This is a genomic window from Pseudoflavitalea rhizosphaerae, from assembly GCF_003991355.1.
GTDB classification, from domain to species: Bacteria; Bacteroidota; Bacteroidia; order Chitinophagales; family Chitinophagaceae; genus Pseudobacter; species Pseudobacter rhizosphaerae.
The window spans coordinates 393,025-417,511 of the sequence record NZ_RCSU01000001.1 but is presented as its reverse complement, the minus strand read 5'-3'; the positions used below and the strand labels follow the sequence as shown (position 1 = coordinate 417,511).

The window sequence follows — 24,487 nt, the reverse complement described above, 5'->3', positions numbered from 1 at the left end:
ATCTTTGAACTTAATATCAATCAGCATTCTTCTATGAACGTTGTGTTACCCAGAATGGAACAATCCTTCCGCTGGTTTGGTCCATCAGACCCTGTAAGCCTTGCGGATATCAGACAGGCCGGAGCTACCGGCATCGTTACCGCCCTGCACCACCTGCCTAACGGCGTGGTATGGACGAAGGAAGAGATCCTTGCCAGAAAGCAGATCATTGAAAATGCAGGCCTGGTCTGGAATGTAGTGGAAAGTATTCCCGTGCATGAGCATATCAAAACACAGCAGGGAGAATACCTCGCTTATATCAAAAACTATCAGCAAAGCATCCGCAATCTAGCGGATTGCGGCATCCATATCGTTACCTATAATTTCATGCCGGTGCTGGACTGGACGCGTACGGACCTGGCTTATGAATTGGAAGATGGTTCCAGGGCCCTTCGTTTTGAAAAGGCTGCGTATGTTGCTTTCGATGCACTGATCCTGCAACGCACCGGTGCAAAACAGGAATTCAGTACAGCAGAAATGGCGGCCGCAGAAACAAGGTTGAACAGTATGAATGCTGATGAAAAAGCATTGTTGCAGCGCAATATCATTGCAGGCCTTCCCGGGTCTGAAGAAAGCTTTACCCTTCAGCAGTTCCAGCAGGCGCTGGATCAATATGCTGGTATCGACGCGGCGAAACTTCGTTCCAATCTCATTTTCTTTCTCTCTCAAATAGCTCCTGTGGCGGAAGAAGCAGGTGTACAACTGGCTATCCATCCGGATGATCCTCCATATCCGATCTTCGGCCTGCCACGGGTGGTGAGCACAGAAGAGGATGTGAAAGCGTTGTTCGAAGCAGTGCCTTCAAAAGCCAATGGTCTCTGCTTCTGCACAGGTTCATTTGGTGTGCGGGCGGATAATGACCTGCCTGGTATGGTGAAGCGTCTCGGTAGCCGTATCCATTTTATTCACCTGCGCAGCACACAGCGTGATGAAGAGGGGAACTTCTATGAAGCCAATCACCTGGAAGGGGATGTAGACATGTACAACGTAGTGAAGAATATAGTAACTGTGATGCAAGAACGAAATGAATCTATCCCTATGCGTCCGGACCATGGCCACCAGATGCTGGACGATCTGAAAAAGAAAACCAATCCCGGTTATTCTGCTATCGGAAGGCTGCGTGGCCTGGCAGAACTGAGGGGGCTGGAACTGGGGATTGTGAGTGGATTGAAATAACAAATTTACTTTGGGTGTTGCCCAGTCGCTCGCCTCCGGCGAGTGACTCTTATTTAGTCGCCTCCGGCGACGCAGTGTTCGCCGGAGGCGAACAAACAGAAGTCACCCGCCGGAGGCGAGCGACTGCCAACACGCTGATTGAATCTAGCCTGCTTTTATAGCTTGTTTCTTTTTGGGTGATGATTTTGTCTGCTGAATAATGCGATGCCTGTTGCCCCAGGCGCTCATCTGCCTCAACATTGGCGCAGTATCCCTTCCCATGTCTGTGAGCTCGTATTCCACTCTGGGCGGTACTTCCGGGTAAATGATGCGGCTCACCAGTCCATCTGCTTCCAACTCCCGCAATTGTGCTACCAGCATTCTTTCAGAAACGCCATCGATACTTTTCCGTAATTCATTGTAGCGCATCCTGCCTTTCAACAAGGTGAAAAGAATAGCAGGTTTCCATCTTCCCCCGATCACGGAAAGCGTATAGCTCATACCACAACGCGCTAATATTACTTCTTCATTGATGGAATTGGTGGAGTTGGTTTTTCGCATACTTACTTTTTTGTTAGTACTTAACAATTTTAGCTGTACCTGCAAATATAACAAGACTGATCTAGTTTTGGGTCATGAAAAATCTATCAAACCAAACAGCCCTGGTAACAGGAGGGAGCCGTGGAATAGGAGCGGCCATAGCGAAACGTTTAGCAAAGGAAGGAGCCAATGTAGCCATCACTTACAATTCTTCACCGGAAAAAGCGGAGTTGGTAGTGAATGAGATCAGGGCTGCAGGCGGAAATGCTGTAGCCATCAGGGCCAACAGCCAGGACCCGCAGGCAGTGATGGATGCTGTAGATAAAACAGCCGCTACTTTCGGCGGCCTGCATATCCTTGTCAACAATGCAGGTGTGGCAATACTTAAGCCGACGGAAGAATTTACCGTGGAAGAGTTCGATCTGCATACATCCGTGAATGTGCGTGCCGTATTTGCCGGATCGAAAGCGGCCGTGAAACATTTGACGCGTGGCGGTCGTATCATCACCATCGGAAGTTGTATGGCGGAACGCGTGGCGGGTGCTGGTGGCGCAGTGTATGCAATGAGCAAGAGCGCGCTGATCGGACTTACCAAAGGAATGGCAAGGGAACTTGGTCCCAGGGGCATCACGGTGAATCTCGTTCATCCGGGACCGATAGATACGGATATGAATCCTGCCAATGGGGAAGGAGCAGATTGGCAGCGTGGCCTGAATGCACTGAATGAATTCGGTACAGTAGAGGATATTGCCGGACTGGTGGCCTATCTGGCCAGCCCGGAAAGCCGCAATATTACGGGAACAGGTATTACCATCGATGGCGGAACGAATATCTAAGAAACAGCAACGCCAATCATTTCGATTGGCGTTCTGTACTTTCTATAAATCTGAATTTCTGTCGGCCGGACTAAAACTGGTAGCCCAGGCTGAGGTTGAACCGGGCTCCGTTGCCCTGAACATATTCAAGATCTGCTGCCCTGTATTGACTTCTGGGCGGATAATATGATTGATTAAACAGGTTTTCGATACCCAATCCAATATTGAACGATTTATTGATCCTGTAACCTGCATTGAAATTGAACCAGATCACTTCTTCCACAGGCGCTTCACTTAATCCGTATTTGCCGGTATCCGGCCTCACAACAAACCTGTTGCGGCTGCCAGTGTAAACGGTGGACAGTTGCATGTTCAATGCGGAAATTGGTTGGTAAGCGATAAAGCCTGTTGCTTTGGGTGGCATGATCCTTTCTCCGTTCATGTACACTTTCGTGCCGTCCTCTTTTTCTGATTTCCCTTCTACAAAAGAATAACTGCCTCCTGCGCGAACACCTTTGGTGACGCGGGCTTCAGCCTGTATTTCAAATCCATGGACCCTTTCCGGTTGGCGTTGAGTAACAAACATGCCGTTCTGTTCAACCAGGTTGGCGCCGAGTTTGGAACTGCTCACAAAATATGCTGCCTGGATGTTCACAGGACCGATCTGGCTGCTGAAGCCAGCTTCGTAGTTGTTGGTGATCACGGCATCGGTGGTGATCTGATCGAGTGTATTCTCCTTTGCGGAACGGAGAATGCGGCCGAGCTCGTTCAATCCGAAGGCCTGTGAAAAGCTTACGAAAGGATTGAAGAAATCGAATTTAGAATACCTGATACCGGCATTCCACATGGTGGAATTGTAACTGAGCTTTCCTCCTTTTACAAATACGCTGCCTTCTCCGTTCTTGCCTTTTGCGATGGTGTTGAAGTCTTTCACTTTGATGCCGGCATTCTCATAACGTACACCGCCTTTGATCACGAAATTCATGATATCGATCTTCATTTGCGCGAAGGGCGCCATGTTCAGCATGTTCATGTCAGGAACAAAAACGCGCCCGTCTGTAAGTACCTGGTTGGTCATATCTTTCAGCAGATCGAAACCATAAGTGATATCACCGGAAAGTTTTTTCCATTTCCAGGGGGTATTGAGGTTGGTGCGAATTCCCCTTTTTTCAGACTGGATATAGGTTTGACCGGGACCATACCAGCTATTTGATTTTTCCACGTAACGGTTCAGGCTCTGGAAACGATGATCGTATATTATTACTTCGAGGCTGCTGTTGAATGGCAATTTGCTTGCGCGGTAGTTGATGTAGAGATTGTGACTATGCGGTGTGCCGGCAGGATCTCCGGGATCGGTGCCTTCAACGCCGATGGCAGGTGTTTCATTCCATTTGCCGGCCTTATTGATGTAGTCTGCATGCTGACGGCTGCGGAAGAAATTGATGGAAGCTGTTATTTCCTGGTTGTCTGTGATCCTGTAACCAAGTTTACCGAAGAGGTTCAGCAGCCTGGTCTCGCTCAGGCCATCAGCATGCGCAATCACATTGCCGTCGGCGTCTTTGAGAGCGCCGGTCTCATTGTAAACACCACTTACCACGTAACTGAACTTTCTAATGGCTCCATGCAGGGTTTGTGATACGCGATAACCAACAGTATTGCTGCTATGTGCAATATTACCGTCCATGCTTATGCGCGTTTCTCCGCTGATAGGTTTGGAGCCTTCCGGTTTTTTAGTGATGAAGTTGATGATACCGCCGCCGGAGCCATTCCCATAAATGGAGGTAGCGCCTTTGATCACTTCAACGCGCTCGATCACGGCGGGATCGATAGTTCTGAGATCGCGACTGCCGTTCATCAATGGTGTTGACTGCGGGATACCATCTATCAGCACCAATACCTGGCGCCCGCGCAGGGTTTGTCCTGAATTGGTGGCTTTATTGGTAAAAGTTCCCAGGCCCGGCACTGTATTGCCGAGAATGGATGTGATATTGGGATTTATAGTGGCCTGTTCCCTGATCTGCTTAGCCTGCAGGATGGTAACGGAGCTTGGCACTTCGCGGATGCTTTCTACTTTTCTACCTGCTGTTACCACCACTTCATTGAGGAAACCTTCTGCATCGAGCGATACATCCACACTGGATTCTTCGCCTTCGCGGATGGTCACTTTTATATTTTTTGAAGCGTATCCCGCAGCGCTGATCTGTATTTCATGATGGCCTGCCGGGATGGAGGTCAGTACGAAATTCCCATTTTCATCAGCAGTGGTTGCTACGCCCTTCTTCAGGGAGATGGTGGCGCCGGGCAGGGCTTCCCCTTTTTCAGAATGAACAAAGCCTTTCAGTGAACCAAAGCCTTTGTCCCGGGCCTGTAGCTGAGCCAGAAACGATAAGAAGAATAGAGCCAATACTAAAGATCTGTTCATACGATTTGCCTGTTTTGAGCAGGCAAAGGGATGAAAAATTCGGGGGGGTGAGTATTGAAATCCGGTATATCGGTTTTCGATATCAGAAATTTCTTCGGGATGGGGCTGACTAAAAGGTCAGAGAGCTGGCAGTCGCTCGCCTCCGGCGAGTGACCTTTTTTTAGTCGCCTCCGGCGACGCGGTGTTCGCCGGAGGCGAACAAATAGAAGTCACTCGCCGGAGGCGAGCGACTGCCAGCTCTCTGACCTTTTAGTCAGTCACCCCTCCGAAAATAAAAAAGGCGGCCATCTCGGCCGCCTCTGTATCGAATTTCATTTTTTCATAATTCTAATAATGCCATCTTACAAAAGCCTCCATGGCTGCGTATTTGGTAAGACCCAGCTGTGCATACAGATTGGCTGTATTGGAGTTGCGGTCTTCTGCGCGTTGCCAGAACTCGCGGCTGTCTGATCCCTGGAAGGGCACCATATCTTTCTGCGACTGGTGGATGAATATACCGAAACGCTTTTTCATTACCTGTTCCGGGCTCATGGGTACAGCCATTTCGATCTCGGCAATATCCCATTCCTGCCATGCGCCTTTGTAGAGCCACATCCAGCAATCCTTCACCCAGGGCTCGTTTGCTTCTTTCAGTCTGCGCATTGCTTCGAATACGATCTCGAGACAAACCTTATGTGTTCCGTGCGGATCGGCCAGGTCGCCTGCACAATAGATCTGTTGTGGTTTCAGTTTGCGCAACAATTCAACGGTGAGCAGCACATCTTCTTCGCCCATCGGTTTTTTCTCAATGGTGCCTGTTTCGTAGAATGGGAGGTTCTGGAAATGATAGTTGTCATCGCTGAGACCAACATAGCGGCAGGTGGCTTTCGCTTCGCAACGGCGGATCAGTCCTTTGATGGCGCGGATATCAGCCGTATCGATCTCGTTCGATTTTTTATTCTTCAGGTAGGCTCTTGCCTGGCTGAGGATCTCATTTGATTTGCTGGCGTCGATGCCGAACATTTCTTCAAACCCAACGGCGAAGTCCATGAAACGGGTCACGAACTCGTCGGTAACCGCGATATTACCTGAAGTCTGGTAGGCTACATGTACATCATGGCCCTGATCGTGCAGGCGTTGGAAAGTACCTCCCATTGAGATGATATCATCATCGGGGTGGGGGGAAAAGATCACGCAGCGTTTTGGATAGGGCTCGCTGCGTTCGGGGTGGTTAGGCAGGTTGGCATTGGGCTTACCGCCGGGCCATCCGGTGATGGTATCGCGCATCATGTAATATACCTTGAGGTTGATCTCATAGGCATCGCCTTCTTCCACCAGCAGTTCGCTGAGGCCATGATCGCGGTAATCGTTATTGGTAAGACTGAGAATGGGTTTACCTGCTTTAAGGGCCATGTTCACCACGGCTTTCCGCACAAGGGCCGGCGTCCAGTCCATTTCACCGGTGAGCCAGGGGCTTTTATAACGGGTAAGCTCAGCTGCTGCTGCTTCATCCAGTACAAATGAAACTTCGTTATGCTGTTGCAGGAGTGAAGCAGGGATTTGCTCGTCCACATGCCCTTCCACGGCTTTCTGTACTACCGGCGCCTTTGCAGGGCCCCAGGCCATCAGGATCACGCGGCGCGCCTTCATGATGGTGCTGATGCCCATGGTGATGGCGAGGCGTGGCACCTGGGAGAAAGTAGGGAACTCGTAAGAGTTTGCGATTCGGGTTGAATTATCGAGGGTAACAAGGCGGGTCTTGCTGAAAATGCTGGAACCGGGCTCGTTGAATCCGATATGTCCATTATTTCCGATTCCCAGGATCTGGAGATCAATACCTCCTGCCTTCTCTATCAGTTCTTCGTACTGGATGCAATGGGATTTGATCTTGTCTTTGGGGATCTCTCCGTTGGGAATATGAATGTTTTTCGGGTCGATATCGATATGGTCAAACAGGTTTACATGCATGAAGCGGTTGTAACTCTGCAAAGCATCGTGCTCGATCGGGTAGTATTCGTCGAGATTGAAAGTGATCACATTTTTGAAGCTCAGGCCTTCTTCTTTGTGAAGGCGCACCAGTTCTGCGTACAGGGATTTGGGAGTAGAGCCTGTAGCCAGTCCCAGTACACAATTCTCTTTTTTTGCTTGTTTGCTACGGATCAGTGAGGCGATTTCCTGTGCAACGGCCGCGGAACCCTGTTTCAGGTTGCCATGTATGCTCACCGGAATTTTTTCGAATGAATCAACCATAACTCTTGTGTTTTTTGAAGTTGCACGAAATTAACAGCTAATTTCAATATTTATGCAACAAAATTTAATGCAAACGCTTGCATGAAATGTATGAACATGCTGAATTCCAGTGTTAACGAACGGTAGTATCAGAGCAGGAAACTGAGCAGGCTGTAATGTCTGAGCAGGATATTCTTCATAGCTTTTACGGCCTGGTAGAGCAGATTACGGGCCACCTGGTAATTGATATTCATGATCTCACTGATCTCTTCATAACCGAGATTCTGATAAAATTTAAGGTAAACGATCTCTTTCTGACGGTTGGTCAGCTGATTCAGGGCCAGCACCAAACGGGCAGTTTTTTCTTCTGACTCCTGTTTGCCGATAATGAAATCTTCATAGCTGATCTCGAAAACGGAGTTTTCAATCAGTTCAGACTGGAGTTGTGTATTCGTTCTTTTGCGGAGTGCTTTGAGCAGCTTGTATTTCATGGCCTTCAATAGATAGGCCTTTACGGAGATGGAAGGAGGAGGGTTCTTGCTTTGCCAGAGTTCGATGAACAGTTCCTGGATGCAATCTTCCAGAACGGCTGTATCAGCGCAGATCTTATGGCCGTACCTGAACAGGTCAGGGTAATACTGACGGAATAACCAACCCAGCGCCTCTCGGTCACCCTGGATAAAGGTCTGCCAGTAATGAGTATCCGGCCGGTGTTTCATTTTCTCATTCTCCATTAGTTATGGTGCAAGCAAGCCCGGTAAACCTACCGGTAAAAATGCTTAAAACCAATTTTTGGTTAAAAAAAATTAAAAAATCTTCATTACAGATTTGTTATCATGGACACTTATTTCCGGTATAACGCTGTGTTATGGAAAGAAACTTTTCAAATATTGAAGATATAATCGCAGACGAGCGATTCCAGGCCTGGTATTTCAGAACGGATGGTAAAAACCGTAACGACTGGGAAGCCTGGATGGCAGACCATCCCCAACAGGCAGCCCTGGTTGCAGAAGCGAAAGAGTACCTTGACCAGCTGGTGATGGCAGAGCAATCGCTCCCTGAGGCACAGCTTGTTCAGGCTGAGCAAAGGTTGATGGCAGGAATTGCCGGAATGGAAACGCCTGTGATCGGCACCCGGCCTATATCCGGAACCGTGAGAAAGATGAAGCGTTGGGTCGGTGTAGCGGCAGCGGTAGTTGTACTGGCAGTGGCAGGTCTCATTTATTTGTACAATACAGCACAGGATATGGTGCAGACTTCATTCGGTGAATTGAGAGAGCAACAATTGCCTGATGGTTCCAAAGTAACACTCAACGCCAACAGTACCATTACCTATTCAAAGGGATGGGACAAAGGAAGTGAACGTGAAGTATGGCTGAAAGGCGAAGCCTATTTCCATGTAAGTAAAACGCCAGCCAAAAGCAAATTCGTGGTACATACAGATCGTTTTGATGTAGTGGTTACCGGCACGCAGTTCAATGTGGTGAACAGGTCTGATAAGACCAATATCATGCTAACGGAAGGCAGCGTTACGCTACTTACTCCCGACGGCAAAGTGCATAAGATGGCGCCGGGTGATTTTGTGGAAGTGAACAACCAGGAAATGCAAAAGAAAACAGGCCGCGAAGAAAATGTACTGGCCTGGAAAGACAAGAAACTCATCTTTGAAAATACACCGTTGCATAGCGCACTCGAAAAGATAGAAGAGCATTACGGGATCAAGATCACGATTGGCAATGCTAATATCGGCAACAAACCTATTAGCGCTATCTTACCCAATGATAACCTGGATGTATTACTGCAGGCGTTGGAAGCTACCAACGAATTCCATGTGATACGGAAGGATGGTGAGATCATTATTACGGAGTAAACAGTTTTTTTCGGATCAGGCCTTCTTTTATTGTCATTCAGTTCAGAATCGCTTCACTGAGATGTTGTGAAAACATCCGGTGCCGGTGGGCTATTGTCTGAAAGACAGTAAGAACGGGGTTCTTCACAGATCAAAAGGATGCAGGCCTGCTGTTGGGGACACAGCAGGGTTTGCATCCGGGGTTCGGTGGTTCGTCCTCACCACCTGCCCGGGTCAGTGAAAAGGCAGCCTGAACATAAAACCCAAAACCAGTACATCACTATTTAAAAAACGCCGCATTATGAGAAGTTTTCAGCGTAGAACTGGATCTCTGGCCATTGTGCTGGGCATACAACTGGCGTGTTTACCTGCTACATTTTCGCAGGAGTCGTATGCCTGGATGGACAAGCACAGGAACAACAGACAATCGTCTTCGGCCCATACTCAACAAGATGATTCCAGCCGCAAGCAGCAAACCTTGTTCAAAGTCTTAAAGGACCTCAATAAAACAAAAGGAGTCTATTTCCTTTTTGCCGACCAGAGTTTCGGAGAAAAAATGGTAAATCCGGTAAAGAATGAAAGCGACAATATCGAGAAGATTCTCACACAGATTCTCGAAGGCACCGGACTGAAATATAAAAAAGTAAATGAAAAAACTTTTGTGATCCTTTCGGTAAAGGAAAACACAAAAAACGAATACAACCTGGCGCCGGTTAAATTCTCCGGCAATGACCGTTCACAGGATGCCCGGTCTGCAGAAACAGTGAGAGGGCGGGTAACGGATTCCACCGGAGCGCCTGTTGCGGGCGTGAGTGTAACGGTAAAGGGCACACGCAGAGGAACCACAACCAGCTTCAGCGGTGATTTTTCGCTGGAAGCCAATAAAGGGGAAATCATCGTTTTCTCCGCAGTGGGCTACATTCCCCAGGAAGTGGTGGTAGGGGAACAGACATCCTACAATATCTCCCTGGTGGCGTCAGGTTTGCAGCTGAATGAAGTGGTGGTAACGGCGCTGGGTATCAATCGCCGCTCCAGGAGCATCACTTATTCAACACAGAAGATCAATGGGGAGCAGCTCACCACGGTGAAGGACCCCAACCTGATCAACAGCCTTAACGGAAAAGTAGCTGGTCTTACCATCAACAGGAGCGCTTCCGGCGCGGGTGGTTCCGTGAAAGTGGTGATGCGCGGTAACAAGTCTACACAGAACAACTCACCCTTGTATGTGATAGATGGTATTCCGATGTACAATACCTCCCTGGGGCAGCCAGACAATGCATTTGGCGAATCAAATGGATCGGGTAGCCCCGGCCGTGATGGCGGCGATGCCATTTCAAATATCAACCCGGAAGATATCGAATCCATGCAGGTGCTGAAAGGTGCATCCGCAGCAGCCTTGTACGGTAGCCAGGCAGCCAACGGCGCGATCCTTATCACTACAAAGAAAGGTCGTTCCGGTTCTGCCCGTATCACGCTGACCAGCAGTCTTACGCTGGACCGGGTAATGCTGAAGCCCGAAGCGCAATTCGATTACGGTCAGACTTACGCAACCGACGGATCAGGTAATGAAGATGGATGGGGTGAAAAAAATGGAAAAGGCGACTTCACCAATGATTTCTTCCGCACAGGAGTTACCTGGATCAATGGTATCAGCCTGACTGCCGGCTCCGATCGTGCGCAAACCTATTTCTCTTATTCCAACACAGAAAACAAGGGGGTGATACCAAGCACCCGATTCAACCGGCATACTTTTACATTCCGTGAAACAGCGAAATTCTTCGATGATAAACTCACGGTAGATGGGTTTGTAACACTAACAAGGCAGGCAAGCGATAACCGCCCTGTTTCCGGATTCTACAATAACCCGGCGATAGGCGTATACTATTTTCCTCGAAACCTCGATTTCAATGATTACAAGAACAATTTTGAGGTTCGCAGCGAACTAAGGGCGCTGAATGTACACCGCTGGTGGAATGTGGATTACGATAGAGGCAAACTCGGAGGTAACTTCTCTCAGAATCCTTACTGGATACTGGAACGCAACAGACGTGAAGATAGTCGTGATCGGGCTTTCAGCTCTCTCGCACTCAAATATGCAATTACTCCCTGGCTGAGCATCCAGGCAAGAGGTAACTATGATATGGCTGTAGACGATTATGAGTCACGCATGCATGCCAGCACCAATGTTACCCTGGCCGATTACAACGGACGTTTCATCTATTCCAGGAGTAAAGACAATGTAGCATATGGTGATGTGCTGGCCCTTGTGAACACTGATCTCACATCCGATCTTACACTGAATGCCACTGTGGGCGCATCTATCAATGATGCAAGAGTTACTGATCAACTGGTGCTGGATTCATACCGTGCATCCAGTTCAACTGGTGAACAATTTGGCTTATACATTGCCAATGTATTCACCGCGCAGAATATCCTGCCCATTAATCCACTTCGTCAGCAGTCGGTTGTGAGGTATCAAACGCAATCCGTTCTGGGAAGTGCATCCCTGGGCTTTAAGGATTTTCTCTTTGTTGATTTTACAGCTCGTAACGATTGGTCGTCAACGTTAGCATTCACTCCGAATATTAGTTTCTTCTATTATTCCGCCGGCGCTACTGCGGTGGTGAATGAGATATTGCAATTACCTGCTTCCATCAACCTGGCAAAATTCCGGGCAAGTTATGCGAAAGTAGGAAATAGTGTCCGTGCATTTGCCACCAGGCCACCTGACTATACTACTAATCCCAACAGCAGCCAGCTCGTTAAGAACACACAAGCCGCTTTTCCAGGTAAAAACCTTAAGCCGGAAGATAACCGTTCATTGGAATTTGGTACAGAATGGCGCTTCCTCAAAAACCGCCTCGGTATCGATATTACCTATTACAAAAACGACAACTATGATCAGTACTTCGAAACGCCTGCACCAGCAGCTTCAGGGTACACCACTTATTTCCTTAATCTTGGGCATATCCAGAACAAAGGCTGGGAGATCATGTTAAATGCCGTTCCTGTAAAAATGAAAGATTTTGAATGGAACACTGCTATCAATTTTGCATCTAATAAAAACAAGGTGGTGAAACTGAGTGAAGAAGGTATTACCAGTGGTGTAGGTCAATTCAACCTGGGACTGTTCGATAATACGTTTGGTCCTGTTGTGCGCGAAGGTGGCAGTTTTGGTGATATCACTTCCAATGTTGCCATCAGGGATGAGAAAGGAAATCTTGTGCTGGATGATGTTACCGGAGTACCTATCCGCTTGCAGCAACAGGGTATCCGACCGGTGATAGGGAACCCTAATCCTGATTTCACCGCAGGTTGGAACAATACAATCCGGTATAAAAGGCTCTCTCTTAATTTTCTCTTCGATGGCCGTTTTGGTGGAGAAGTGATGAGCCTTACACAGGCTGAGCTGGATGCCTTAGGCTTCAGTAAGGCATCTGCCGATGCAAGGGAAGCAGGTGGTGTATACGTAAAAGGAATCAAGCAGAATGGAACAGCATTCGAAGGAAAAATAAATGCCAGGGATTTTTATGGAGCCATCGGTAAGAGGGATGGGATTGGCGAATTCTATCTGTATGATGCCACCGCCGTCAGGCTGCGTGAATTATCCATCGGCTATGCGGTACCGTTAAAGTGGAAAGGTATCAGGGAACTCAATGTTTCTCTCGTAGGTCATAATCTCTTCTTTGTAAAACGTGACGCTCCTTTTGATCCGGAGGTTTCTATGAGCACCGGGAACAGATTGCAGGGCGTGGATGTTTTTGGACTACCTACTACCAGAAGCATGGGCCTGAATGTAAAAGTCGGTTTCTGATCATTCTATTAAATGCTTGAAAACAATGAAACGTAATCATATCTTCTTTAACCGGTTCTTTGGATTGATGGCTGCCATCAGCCTCACAGCAGCCTCCTGTACAAAGAATTTCGAGAAAATAAATACTGATCCCAATGGCTTGTGGGAAAAAGATCTGAAGGGAGATTTTGCCCTCTATGGAAGCCCCTTCAACCAGATCCAATTAAGTATCCATCAATACACGCCCGACTGGCAATACCAGCTTCAGCAGAATCTCAATGCTGATATCTGGAGTGGTTATATGATGACGCCGGTGAACTTCGCCAATAACGTTAACAATACCAACTATGCTATGGTGGATGGATGGAACGACAGGATCTGGCTCACTGCCTATGGTAATGTGATGAGCCCGGCACTGGCAGTGATCCAAAGAGCAAAGGCCGATAACTTCCCCAACTTCGAAGCATGGGGACTCATCCTGAAAGTAATGGCCATGCATCGGGTCAGCGATTTTTTTGGCCCCATCGTTTACACAAAATTCGGCACCATCAATTCCGATGGAAGTGTAACCTACGATTCACAGCAGGAAGCCTATACTGCATTTTTCAAGGACCTGGATGAGGCGGAGGCCAAACTGAAGCCTTATGCTGAAGATGCAAATGCTCCGCTGGCTTTCGGAAGATTTGACCTGGTGTATGGGGGCAGCTATGTGAAATGGATGAAATTCCTCAACTCACTTCGCCTGCGGCTTGCCATACGGATCTCTAAGGTTGATCCTGACAAAGCAAAAACTGAAGCGGAAAAAGCCCTTTCCAATTCATTTGGCGTGATCGAGACCAATGCTGAAGATTTCATCATCGATAGTAAGACCATCACCAACCCGTTGAATATCATTTCCAACAACTGGCTCGATATCAATATGGGCGCACCGATGGAATCTTTTCTTACCGGTTATAGTGATCCCAGGCTCCCTGTCTATTTCCAGCCGGCCACCGACCCGGCTTTTGCAGGACAGTACAGGGGCATTCGCAGCGGTATTCAAATGCTGGATGAAAACACCTACGTTAACTTCTCCAGGCTGGGTAATCTCGGCACCAAAACCCCGATGCTCACTGCTGCAGAGACCTGGTTCCTGCGCGCAGAGGCAAAGCTGAACGGCTGGACCGATGGTGGTGTGAATTCGGTCAAGGAAGCCTATGAAAAGGGAATTCAATTATCTTTTTCCCAATGGGGCCTGAGCAATGCTGCTTTCGATGCCTACAAAGTGAGTACTGCTAAGCCAAAGCCATATGAAGACCCGAAGAATGCAGTAAATAATGTACCTGCAGGTTCTCCCTTACTCAGCACCGTTAGTCCATTGTGGAATGAGGCCGGAACAACAGAGGAAAAGCGTGAACAAATTCTCACGCAGAAATGGCTGGCTATCTATCCTGAGTCCTGCGAGGCGTGGGCTGAATTCAGGCGCACCGGATATCCTAAACTATTCCCGGTTGTATTGAACAACAGCAATGGTGTTGTACCTGCGGGCCAGTTCATCAAACGTGTGAACTTCGTGATCAGTGAAAGAGAAAATAACCAGGGTGGTTACCAGGGAGCTGTTCAGAAACTCGGTGGAGCAGATAATATCAATACACGCCTTTGGTGGAATGTACCATAATAGTTTTCGTTGTTAATTTCAGAATAGTATAACCTTAGACCAAACGATCAATAGGGTAAGTCAGGCTGTCCTCTTCGCGGGACGGCCTCTTTTTTTGATACGTGGAAGTGGTCACAAATTGTGACCACTTGACAAACTGGCGCATCTGAAAGGTTGGGGTGCTATGGGGAATCCAGGTTTGAACCCGATCCTCGGCCGATTTTCCCATTTGTGCTTAGCCGCATTTTCGTCAAGGAGGTTTTCCATTGCTTCAAACAAAGTGTTGAGCTGAATATCATGAGCGCCCATTCTTTCTTTGAGGAATAATGTTCATCTTAATGGCCTTTTCAGAATGAAGAACACCGCTAAGCATTGCAATACCATGCTCGGTGAAGGCAAAGGGAAGATTTTTTGCGGGGCGATTGGCTGTAGCCTGCGCAATTGATTTCGTTTCACTGCCTGGTTCAACACCTTTGTTTCTACTTGATATAAAGCGGCTAAATCAAAGTCAAGCATCACGCGTTCACCCCTGATCGTGTAGATCCTGTGTTGAATCCTTTCAATTTCTACCATCATTTCAATTTTAGGTTTACGATCATTCTCACAAAACAAAACCTGCACGATAACTGATCGTGCAGGTTTCAAACAACCTCTTCACAGGTAGAATTTCTCATGAGAATAGTTTACGAAAGCAAACTAATTCATCTCAGCGAATTAAAAATGCCTGTATCGGGTCAAAATTCGGTTCTGTATCTACGTTAGAAAAAGTGTAATAATGTAATTATGGAATTACTGGTAATATGATAGAGCTACTGTTAACGGCATCATGATGTATTTTGATAGTTGCTTTTTTGAAGTCTGCATCATCACAGGTATAGATGTTCACAAACTGTTGCGGGTTCCTGTCGAACAGCGGGAACCAGCTGCTTTGGACCTGGATCATCAGCTTATGTCCTTTTTTGAATGTGTGGGCAACATCGGGCAATTCAAATTTGACGCGCTCGGGCTTATTGGGTTTGAATGCCTCAGGAACGGCAAAGCTGTTACGGAACCTGCCACGCATGATCTCGCCGCGCACCAGCATCTGGTAGCCGCCCATCGGATAGTCACCTGAACCTGCATTGCGGCTGTTGTTCACTTGTGTGCCGGGATATTTGAAATCATCGGGAAATACATCGATCACTTTTACAACATAGTCTGCATCGGTGGTGGAAATGGAAGTGATCAGGTCTGCAACCACGGTGCCGCCGAGTGTAAGGTCCTGCTCCAATACCGGCGTTTCAAAGGTAAGAACATCCGGTCTCCGGCTGGCAAAGCGTTGATCATCGATCATATAATCGCGGGTGCGTACGAAGTGAACATCTTCTGTATAAGGAACAGGTGATTTGGGATCACTGACGTATTCACTGAAACTGTTCCTGCCAGTGGGCTTGTTCCATCCCAGCTTACCATCAGGCAGGAGATAGATTGGTTTGTCAGTTTTAGCTGCAGGCGGCCATTGATTGAATTGTTTCCATTCATTGGCGCCGGTGAAATAAACAGTGGCTTCCGCCAGATTGGAAATATCGCCCTTGCCTTTGAGATGATAATTGAAATAAGGTATTTCGATCTCATTTTGAAAGAAGTGCGAAGTATTATCACCGAAGCGTACATTTCCAAAACGGGCGCCATCCTGTGAAGCCCACTGTCCATGCCACCAGGGGCCCATCACAAGCTTGTTATTGTTCTTCGCTTTCTTTTCGATGGCCGCATAACTGCGCCAGGCGCCGAAACAATCTTCCGCATCGAAAGTGCCGCCTACTATCAGTGTTGCAGTAGAGGAAGGGATATGCTGCACATAGTTGCGGATATCGCGTGTTTCCCAGAAAGCGTCCCTGTTGGGATGCGCAAATAGATCTTTCCAGAAGGCAACAGTATCGCCGGTTAGCGCCATGAAATTTTTGAGCGCGCCGATGCGGAGGTAAGTATCGTAATTATCATTCGAAGGGAGTTTGATCTCTACATTCGGTCTCCTGGTAGTGGGCAGTGGGCGCGGATATCCGAAGCCGGCTGTGACATAGAATGCAAATGCATCTATCAGGGCGAATGCGCCATTGTGATGAAAATCATCTCCCTGGAACCAATCTGTGACAGGCGCCTGCGGGCTGGTAGCTTTCAGGGCGGGGTGACCGCTCAAAGAAGCCATGGTGGAGTAGAAACCTGGATAAGAGATACCGAAAATGCCAACATTGCCATTGTTGTTGGAAAGGTTTTTGATCAGCCAGTCGATGGTATCGTAAGTATCGCTGGCCTCATCTATGTCCTGGTTCGTTTTCTTATCCGGATTGAATGGCCGTACATCAACAAATTGCCCTTCGCTCATCCATCTTCCACGTACATCCTGGAATACGATGATGTAATTTTCGCGGGCGAAATATCTGAAATCCCTGAACCATAGATTGGGATTGAACCGCTCACCGTAGGGCGCACAGGAATAGGGAGTACGGGACATCAGGATAGGATGTTTTTCCGTGGCGTCTTTGGGAAGGTACACACTGGTGAAAAGTTTTATCCCGTCCCGCATGGGGATTTGAAATTCTTTTTTGGTATAATTGTTCAGTATCCAGGCTGAATCCTGCGAGAACTGTTGCGCGAAGGCAGCCAGCAGGCAAAACTGGCCAAGTACCAGTAGCAATAATTTTCTCATGGTAAACCGTATTTTTAGTGGCTCAAAAGTAAACAATGTTGATCAACACAAACCGGAGAAAAGTATGCAACGGTATGAACAACTCATAAAAAAATTCTATACGTGTTTTCAGCAGCGCGATTTCGCCTGCATGAACAGCGCTTATCATCCGGATGCCAGTTTCTACGATCCGGTTTTCGGTAACCTCGATGCAGACCAGGTAAAAGCCATGTGGGAAATGCTTACCACCAGGGCAGAGGACCTGCGTGTGACCGTGAGCGATATACAAGTGGATGCTGCTGAGAAGTATGGTTCCTGCCGCTGGGAAGCTGAATATACATTTTCCGCTACCGGAAGAAAAGTGGTCAATAACGTGAAAGCACATTTCAAATTCCAGGATGGACTGATCATCGAGCATATGGACGATTTCGATCTCTGGAAATGGAGCAAACAGGCATTGGGCCTCAGCGGGCTCCTGCTCGGCTGGAGTGGCTTCGTACAAACGCCGATCCGCAAAAAAGCAAAACAAGGTCTCCGGAAATTCATGGAGTCCAAACGATAGAGAAATTACAGACCTAAACATCATCACATGAGTACACGCAGGAAATTCCTGTTAAGTTCTGCCGCGGCATCTCTTTCCGCGCTCGCCGGAAAAAAAATGTTTGCTGCCACCCCTGAAAACGCAGTAATGAATGATCCCATCGTGATCTCTACCTGGGACTTTGGAAAGGAAGCCAATGCTGAAGCCTGGAAAACCCTTGCCGGTGGCGGCTCTGCGCTGGATGCAGTAGAAGCCGGCGTGAAAGTCCCCGAAGCAGATCCCAAAAATCAAACAGTAGGATATGGTGGTTTTCCCGATCGCGAAGGCCATGTAACCCTCGATGCCTGCATCATGGATGAACAATACCGTTGCGGTTCCGTGATGTGCCTGGAGCATATCAAACACCCCATTTCGGTAGCCCGCCTGGTGATGGAAAAAACACCGCATGTTGTGCTGGTAGGAGAAGGAGCATTGCAATTTGCCCTGGCCAATGGTTTTCAGAAAGAAAACCTGCTGACACCGGAAAGTGAAAAAGCCTGGAAAGAATGGTTGAAGGAATCGAAATATGAACCGGTGATCAATATCGAGAACCAGAAAAACCTTCCTGGCGGCCCTTATAATCATGATACCATCGGCATGCTGGCCATGGATGCGAAAGGCCAGCTCAGCGGCGCTTGCACAACCAGTGGCATGGCATTCAAAATGCGGGGAAGGGTGGGCGATTCTCCCATCATTGGCGCTGGCCTGTATGTAGACAATGCGATTGGAGCAGCTACGGCAACCGGTGTAGGGGAGGAAGTGATCCGCATCGTGGGGTCTTACCTGGTAGTTGAGCTGATGCGCCAGGGCTATTCTCCCAAAGCAGCTTGTAAGGAAGCAGTGGAGCGGATCGTAAGCAGGAATCCTTCAAAAGCGAAAACAATACAGGTGGGTTTCCTGGCAATGAACAAAAAAGGCGCCTATGGCGCTTATGCATTACAGAAAGGGTTCACTTATTCAATAAAAAGTGGAAAAGAAGAAAAGATCCTGAAGGCGGAAAGTAAATGGTAAAAGAAGAAAAGAATATGGCGATACTAGAAATATGTGCTTATAATATCCAGTCGGCCCTGATAGCGGAAAAAGCAGGGGCTGCGCGTGTAGAGCTTTGCGCCAGCGCTCCTGAAGGTGGTATCACGCCTTCGCCGGGAACCTTAAGACTGACAAGGGAAAAATTATCGATCCAACTATATCCGATCATTCGCCCGCGCGGCGGTGATTTTTTGTATGATGATAAGGAACTCGCCATCATGCGGCAGGATATTCTCTTTTGCCGTTCCATTGGTTGTGAAGGGATCTCTACCGGTGTGCAACTTGCAAACGGATATATCGATACAGATCGGATGAAACGAATCATTGAATGGGCTTACCCGATGCAGGTAACCTGCCATCGCGTGTTCGACAGTACGCCCGATGCATTCCGTTCTTTGGAAGAGTTGATTGCATGCGGCTGCGAGCGGGTCCTCACCAGTGGTCATGCAACTGCTGCGCCGGAGGGCACAGCCTTGCTCGCAAAACTGGTGGAGCAGGCAGCAGGGCGAATCATCATCATGCCCGGAGCGGGTGTTCGTGCAGGTAATATCAAAGCACTGCGTGATCATACGAAGGCTACAGAGTTCCATACATCGGCAAAGAAAATGGCGGAGTCTGGCGTATCCTTTCACAATCCTTCCATCAGGGATACAGGAGATGTGTTTGTAGCGGATGAGGAGGAGATCAGAAGCATATTGAAAGAATTGAACAGTTAGTCAGCGTGTTGCCAGTCGCTCGCCTCCGGCGAGTGACATCTGTTCCGTCGCCTTCGGCGACACGGTGTTCGCCGGAGGCGAACAAATAGAAGTCACTCGCCGGAGGCGAGCGACTGGGCACACCTGAATAAAATGCAATAACGCTAATGCTTAATCGATCTTTGTGATCTTGATCACGTTCGTAGGCAGGTGTTGATCAACAGGAACTGAACCTGTGTTCACCACAACATCGCCTCCTTTGGCAAAGCCGCGTTCCTTGAGGATCTGGATCTGGTCGAAGATGATTGCATCCAGGCTTTCCTCTTCATCGTAGAAGAAGGCGCGTACACCCCAGCTAAGACTGAGCTGGTTCACCAGAGAACGTTCCTTGGTAAAAATGTACAGAGGCGATTTGGGACGATAGCTGCTCAACATGAAAGCGGTGTAGCCGCTCTGCGTCATACCGATGAGGCCATCGGCCTGCGTGTCATGCGCCAGTTTGCAGGCATTGTAACAGATAGCGTCGCTGAGGAAGCTGGGCGAATGCGGTTGCGGCTTCAGGTCTTCTTCACGGTTATAGCGGTATTCTGTTCTTTCCACTTCGAGGATGATGCGGCGCATAGTTTCCACCACCAGCGGGGGGTGTTTACCGGTAGCTGTTTCGCCGCTGAGCATTACGGCATCAGCGCCTTCGAGAACGGCATTGGCCACGTCTGTGATCTCACTGCGGTTGGGCTTCACGCGGTCGATCATACTTTCCATCATCTGAGTGGCAACGATCACGGGCTTGGCGCGGTGGATACATTTACGGATGATATCGCGCTGGGCCATCGGTACCTTCTCTACAGGCAGTTCAACGCCGAGGTCGCCACGGGCCACCATCACGCCATCAGATTCGATGATGATATTACGGAGGTCCACCAGGGCCGAAGGCATTTCGATCTTGGCGATCACTTTGGATTTTGATTTCTTAGCTGCCAGCCTTTTCTTCAGGTCCACAATGTCTTCTGCTTTGCGAACGAAGGAAAGCGCCACCCAGTCCAGCTCATGCTCCATGATGAATTCCAGGTCTGCAATATCCTTTTCGGTCATGGATGGTAGTGAGATCTTTGTATCAGGAAGATTAACGCCTTTCTTCGGAAGAAGGGTGCCGCCATAGGTCACTTTCACTTTCACGTCGCCGCCGGCAGTGATCTCCACTACCTGCACTTCCAGTTTGCCATCGTCTATCAGGATCTTGTTGCCTACTTCCACATCTTCGTGCAGGTTGGGGTAGGAAACATAGATGGAGTCTTTTGTGCCTACCACTTTCTGTTTGGACTGGAAAGTGAGGATATCGCCGGGGGCGATGGGGAGTGCGCCATTCTCGATCTCACCTACCCGGAGCTTGGGCCCCTGGAGGTCGCCGAGGATGGCAATATTGTAAGGTTCTTTTTTATTGATCTCGCGGATAAAGTCGATGATCTTTGCTTTATCAGCATGGTCTCCGTGAGAAAAGTTCAGACGGAAGATGTTCACGCCTGCTTTCACCAGTTCCAAAAGCTTCTCATAGGTATCACATGCGGGACCAACAGTGGCCACAATCTTGGTTCGGTGTGTGCTATGTTCCTTACCTGCAGCTTTGTTCATATCCTGGTGCAGGTATTTTTTTATGTCTCTGGCCATTTGTTTGTTTTAGATTTTTCTCGGATGCTATAATTTGTTCAGGGGTTGCTTAGCTTGCAAGGATCTTCACCATCTTGATCCAGTCCTCACCGATGCGTTGTTTGCTTTTTACAGCTTTTTCCAGCAGGGTGTATTGCATTTTATTGTTGACGATGCCCACCATTACGTTGTGTTTACCTTCCATAAGGCATTCAACGGCGGAGTATCCCATGCGGCTGGCGATAAGCCTGTCCATACAGGTAGGTGCGCCACCGCGCTGGATATGACCGAGGATACAAACGCGTGTATCGGCTTGCGGAAGTCTTTCCTTGATTACTTTGGCTACTTCATTGGCGCCGCCGAATTCTTCGCCTTCGGCCACCACTACCATGTTCACAAGTTTTTTACGTCTTTCTTTTTCCTGGAGTGAAACGATGAGTTCTTCTATATCGGTTTTACGCTCGGGGATGAGGATATGTTCTGCTCCGGTTGCGATTCCGCTGTGAAGGGCGATATAGCCTGCATCGCGCCCCATCACTTCAATGATGAATAGGCGGTCGTGCGCATCGGCAGTGTCGCGGATCTTATCGATCGCCTCCACAGCTGTATTCACTGCCGTATCGAATCCAATGGTAAAATCGGTGCCTGCAATGTCTTTATCGATGGTGCCGGGAAGTCCGATACAGGGGATATCGAATTCACGACTGAAGATATCGGCGCCCCGGAAAGAGCCGTCACCTCCAATTACCACCAGGCCATCGATGCCCAGGGCTTTGAGGTTGTCGTATGCTTTCTTGCGGCCTTCGGGCTGCATGAATTCTTTGCAGCGGGCCGTTTTCAAAACAGTTCCCCCGCGTTGGATGATATTGGCTACACTACGGGAGTGCATGGGAACAATATCATTTTCGATGATGCCGGCATAACCGCGCATGATACCAAATACTTCCAGCCCATAATAAAGACCAGTTCTCACTACAGCACGGATAGCGGCATTCATCCCAGGTGAATCGCCACCGGAAGTTAGAACTCCGATTTTCGTTACCTTCTTTGCCATGAATTTAATTCTGTTAGCAGTTTGTTATTAATCTTCGAAAAAGTGACAAGAATTCTTAAAAACTATCTACGTTTTTGCGAAATGAGGTTCAAAAATAAGGTTTTGTTTCCGATACGCAAACGCAAGAAACTGAATCCAAAAGAAGTATTGACTTTCATTTGAGTTGGAGGTCTGAAACTAATGGTTGTAAGTTTCGGCTGCGAAGGATTTTGAATTTGCCCGAAAAAAGTACGCAAAAACTGGCAACTACGGAAAGCCAGGATAGACGGACTTTTGCCGGTTCCCGATTATTGGCGGCAATAGTTGGATATGTTTACTTTTCAGATAAAGAGAACGGGACGGGCCTCCGTCATATTGTAATGACGGAAGCTCATCCCGTTTTGGAATCTTTTTTTATTTCACTGAAAATTAATTCACATCCTTTCCTTCACTGAGCAGTTTGATCAATCGTTCCACGTTCATTTTATTGGCATTGTCGGGCGCCTGTGGCAGCGCTTTATTGGCAAACTCCAGCGCTTTTTTGTAATTACCAACGGCCGAGTATCCCCTGGTAAGTCCTATATTGGTGGTGTATGTATTGGGTTGACGATCGTAATTGAATTTGAAAACATCAAATGCTTCCTGGTTTTTCTTTTGCGCCACCAGTTGCCTGGCGTAGTTGTGGACCTGTGCCGGAGTTCCCGTAGACAATGCATCTTTCATGATGGCCTTTGCTTCATCTGCCCTGTTCAGTTTGGTGAGCAACTGTGCTTTGGTGCTCCGGTTCTGGAAATGTTTTTCACCAATGAATGCGCCATTGATGGAATGATCTGCCCATGTAAGAGCCTCTTCCAAATTGGTATTGTGCATTAAGCAGAAGTTGGCTGCCTGGTTGAAACTCTGCCAGCCGGGATTGAAACTTTTTTCTCCTCTCAGTTCTTTTCTGAAGGAAGCGATCTGCAGGTTGACGTAATCCGTTTCAATGTGGATGGGAATAGTGAGCTTCTCCCAGTTCAGTTCCAGTGTGGCGCCGGTTTCAGTTTCATTGGTGAACTGATACTGCAGCCATTCCACTTTTCTATCTGAAGGAACTGGTTTTACTGTTACGCGTAAAGCATCTTCCTTGGGATCATAGAAGAAGCTTCCCCAACTGGTGTAATTCTTTGAAAAGATAACGGTGCTTTCATTGGGATCGTAAGCAATGAAGAGCGCATATTTCCCGGCAGGAAGGTTTTGTCCTTCCACTTTTACATCTGTTGAGAATGATATTACAGTATTTTCATTGGCGCCTGCCCGCCAGGGTGCGGACTTACTGGTGCCGAAACCGAGATCTGCGAAACCCTTGTGCACCAGTTCTCCCCAAACTTTTCCATCCCTTCCTTTAACAGCTGGACGATCATAGTGAATGGTTACATCAGTGATCCCGATTTGTTCTCCTACCATGGCTTTTTTGTTTCCGCCATCGGGCGCTGTTGTGAGCTGGGCATTAGAAGTGGAGGCCAGCAGCAAGGCTGTGCAAGCAAGTATTGGTATTCTCATTGTATACAGTTTTAGTATACTCAAGCTACCAAAACTGGTTGGGAATATTAGCGGTAATTACATTGTGCGGAGAATTGGAAGGATGAAAGGTGATAAAGAAAGGTCGATTGATATATCTTATGAAACCCAGTACAGTAGCTGATTTTGTGGTCTGAGCCCTGCTATAAAAACGAATACCGGTTTCCCAGGAACCGGTAACGTTTTCCGTAGTATGAACAGTAGTTTACCATGCAAATGCAGTATGGTTAACAGGGACCACTTATTTGGCCACCCAGATAGCTGCCTGAATTTTGTCGAAAAAGCTATTTACCGATTGGATCATCATCAAGCCTGTGATCTTTCTATCTATAGTTTGGAATGTCCATATTTCACCTTCCTGGAAATTAGCCATATGATTCTTTTCGTTCACTCCATTTCGCCAGGCGTTCAGGATCTCCTGCACCGGTATGTTTTCCTGGTATTTATCCACCATTTCAAAGAATTGCTGAAATGAAATATTGGACCTTCTGAAACGCACCGATCTTCGTGTGATCCAGTTTTCCTGCCCGTACATTTTCGGGAAAACATCCGGGCTGTAAAAAGCGTAGGTTTCTCCTTCATTGTAAAACCCAAACACGATACTTTCATGAAGTCCCGGGTCCTTACTGATCTCCGGCAAGCTAAGGCCGTCCATAGTTGTTGCAGAAAACCAGTTAGGCGAATTGGCGCCCAGGTTTTGCGTATATGTGATACTTTCTGTGGTGGACTCAACAGTGGAGGGTACAAATTCCGCTTTGTCTTTTTTACAGGAAACGACAGTAAAAAACACAAATGCGAATGATATCAATACTTTCATATAGTTGATT

Annotated in this window: 17 protein-coding genes and 1 pseudogene; 8 read left to right on the top strand and 10 right to left on the bottom strand. The window is 47.9% G+C overall.

The window, feature by feature from the left end; all coding sequences use genetic code 11:
- Positions 1-33 precede the first annotated feature (33 nt).
- Positions 34-1,215 (top strand): mannonate dehydratase, encoded by a 1,182-nt coding sequence (gene uxuA / locus D9Y29_RS01585; protein WP_127124680.1) that lies wholly within the window; start codon positions 34-36, stop codon positions 1,213-1,215.
- 144 nt (positions 1,216-1,359) lie between these two features.
- On the opposite strand, the gene D9Y29_RS01580 is transcribed toward uxuA, so the two are convergent.
- On the bottom strand, positions 1,360-1,755 hold the full coding sequence (locus D9Y29_RS01580) for a winged helix-turn-helix transcriptional regulator (protein ID WP_127124679.1): 396 nt from the start codon (positions 1,753-1,755) through the stop codon (positions 1,360-1,362).
- A gap of 74 nt (positions 1,756-1,829) precedes the next feature.
- Between D9Y29_RS01580 and D9Y29_RS01575 the strand changes: the two genes are divergently transcribed.
- Positions 1,830-2,570 carry an SDR family NAD(P)-dependent oxidoreductase gene (locus D9Y29_RS01575; RefSeq protein ID WP_127124678.1) on the top strand — a complete coding sequence of 247 codons (741 nt, stop codon included), beginning with the start codon at positions 1,830-1,832 and terminating at the stop codon, positions 2,568-2,570.
- A 70-nt stretch (positions 2,571-2,640) separates the two neighbouring features.
- Here D9Y29_RS01575 and D9Y29_RS01570 read toward each other — a convergent pair whose 3' ends face one another.
- The 3 genes and pseudogenes from D9Y29_RS01570 to D9Y29_RS01560 form a co-directional block, all read right to left on the bottom strand.
- On the bottom strand, positions 2,641-4,971 hold the full coding sequence (locus tag D9Y29_RS01570; protein WP_127124677.1) for a TonB-dependent receptor: 2,331 nt from the start codon (positions 4,969-4,971) through the stop codon (positions 2,641-2,643).
- A gap of 327 nt (positions 4,972-5,298) precedes the next feature.
- Positions 5,299-7,203 (bottom strand): annotated as a pseudogene (nagB, locus tag D9Y29_RS01565) (glucosamine-6-phosphate deaminase); the annotation flags it as partial.
- A 125-nt stretch (positions 7,204-7,328) separates the two neighbouring features.
- Positions 7,329-7,913: an RNA polymerase sigma factor gene (locus D9Y29_RS01560; protein WP_127124675.1), complete on the bottom strand. Its 585-nt coding sequence runs from the start codon at positions 7,911-7,913 to the stop codon at positions 7,329-7,331.
- Positions 7,914-8,047: 134 nt separating this feature from the next.
- Between D9Y29_RS01560 and D9Y29_RS01555 the strand changes: the two genes are divergently transcribed.
- The 3 genes from D9Y29_RS01555 (at position 8,048) to D9Y29_RS01545 (ending at position 14,478) form a co-directional block, all read left to right on the top strand.
- Complete coding sequence (locus D9Y29_RS01555) at positions 8,048-9,049, top strand: FecR family protein (protein WP_127124674.1); 1,002 nt, start codon at positions 8,048-8,050, stop codon at positions 9,047-9,049.
- A gap of 280 nt (positions 9,050-9,329) precedes the next feature.
- The gene (locus D9Y29_RS01550) at positions 9,330-12,842 is read left to right on the top strand and encodes a SusC/RagA family TonB-linked outer membrane protein (protein WP_127124673.1); all 3,513 of its coding nucleotides are present in this window, start codon (positions 9,330-9,332) and stop codon (positions 12,840-12,842) included.
- Between the two features lie 25 nt (positions 12,843-12,867).
- Positions 12,868-14,478, top strand: a complete 1,611-nt coding sequence (locus tag D9Y29_RS01545; RefSeq protein WP_127124672.1) for a SusD/RagB family nutrient-binding outer membrane lipoprotein — start codon at positions 12,868-12,870, stop codon at positions 14,476-14,478.
- 309 nt (positions 14,479-14,787) lie between these two features.
- Here the strand turns inward: D9Y29_RS01545 and D9Y29_RS26730 are convergent, their stop codons facing one another.
- Positions 14,788-15,033: an ORF6N domain-containing protein gene (locus tag D9Y29_RS26730; protein ID WP_241237823.1), complete on the bottom strand. Its 246-nt coding sequence runs from the start codon at positions 15,031-15,033 to the stop codon at positions 14,788-14,790.
- Positions 15,034-15,238: 205 nt separating this feature from the next.
- Complete coding sequence (locus D9Y29_RS01535; RefSeq protein WP_127124671.1) at positions 15,239-17,143, bottom strand: CocE/NonD family hydrolase; 1,905 nt, start codon at positions 17,141-17,143, stop codon at positions 15,239-15,241.
- 64 nt (positions 17,144-17,207) lie between these two features.
- Here D9Y29_RS01535 and D9Y29_RS01530 point away from each other — a divergent pair, with 64 nt between their 5' ends.
- From D9Y29_RS01530 to D9Y29_RS01520, 3 genes are read left to right on the top strand one after another with little or no spacing between them, the layout of a single operon-like run.
- Complete coding sequence (locus D9Y29_RS01530; protein WP_127124670.1) at positions 17,208-17,684, top strand: nuclear transport factor 2 family protein; 477 nt, start codon at positions 17,208-17,210, stop codon at positions 17,682-17,684.
- A 27-nt stretch (positions 17,685-17,711) separates the two neighbouring features.
- Positions 17,712-18,713, top strand: coding sequence for a glycosylasparaginase (locus D9Y29_RS01525; protein WP_127124669.1), 1,002 nt, complete (start codon positions 17,712-17,714; stop codon positions 18,711-18,713).
- 14 nt (positions 18,714-18,727) lie between these two features.
- Entirely contained in the window at positions 18,728-19,447 is a 720-nt protein-coding gene (locus D9Y29_RS01520; RefSeq protein ID WP_127124668.1) for a copper homeostasis protein CutC, read from the top strand.
- A 150-nt stretch (positions 19,448-19,597) separates the two neighbouring features.
- Here D9Y29_RS01520 and pyk read toward each other — a convergent pair whose 3' ends face one another.
- The 4 genes from pyk to D9Y29_RS01500 all read right to left on the bottom strand — a co-directional run bounded on the left by pyk (position 19,598) and on the right by D9Y29_RS01500 (position 24,477).
- Positions 19,598-21,091: a pyruvate kinase gene (pyk, locus tag D9Y29_RS01515; protein WP_127124667.1), complete on the bottom strand. Its 1,494-nt coding sequence runs from the start codon at positions 21,089-21,091 to the stop codon at positions 19,598-19,600.
- A gap of 49 nt (positions 21,092-21,140) precedes the next feature.
- Positions 21,141-22,124 carry a 6-phosphofructokinase gene (gene pfkA / locus D9Y29_RS01510; RefSeq protein ID WP_127124666.1) on the bottom strand — a complete coding sequence of 328 codons (984 nt, stop codon included), beginning with the start codon at positions 22,122-22,124 and terminating at the stop codon, positions 21,141-21,143.
- A gap of 408 nt (positions 22,125-22,532) precedes the next feature.
- Positions 22,533-23,642: a DUF2911 domain-containing protein gene (locus tag D9Y29_RS01505; RefSeq protein ID WP_127124665.1), complete on the bottom strand. Its 1,110-nt coding sequence runs from the start codon at positions 23,640-23,642 to the stop codon at positions 22,533-22,535.
- Between the two features lie 259 nt (positions 23,643-23,901).
- Complete coding sequence (locus tag D9Y29_RS01500; protein ID WP_127124664.1) at positions 23,902-24,477, bottom strand: hypothetical protein; 576 nt, start codon at positions 24,475-24,477, stop codon at positions 23,902-23,904.
- Positions 24,478-24,487 lie beyond the last annotated feature (10 nt).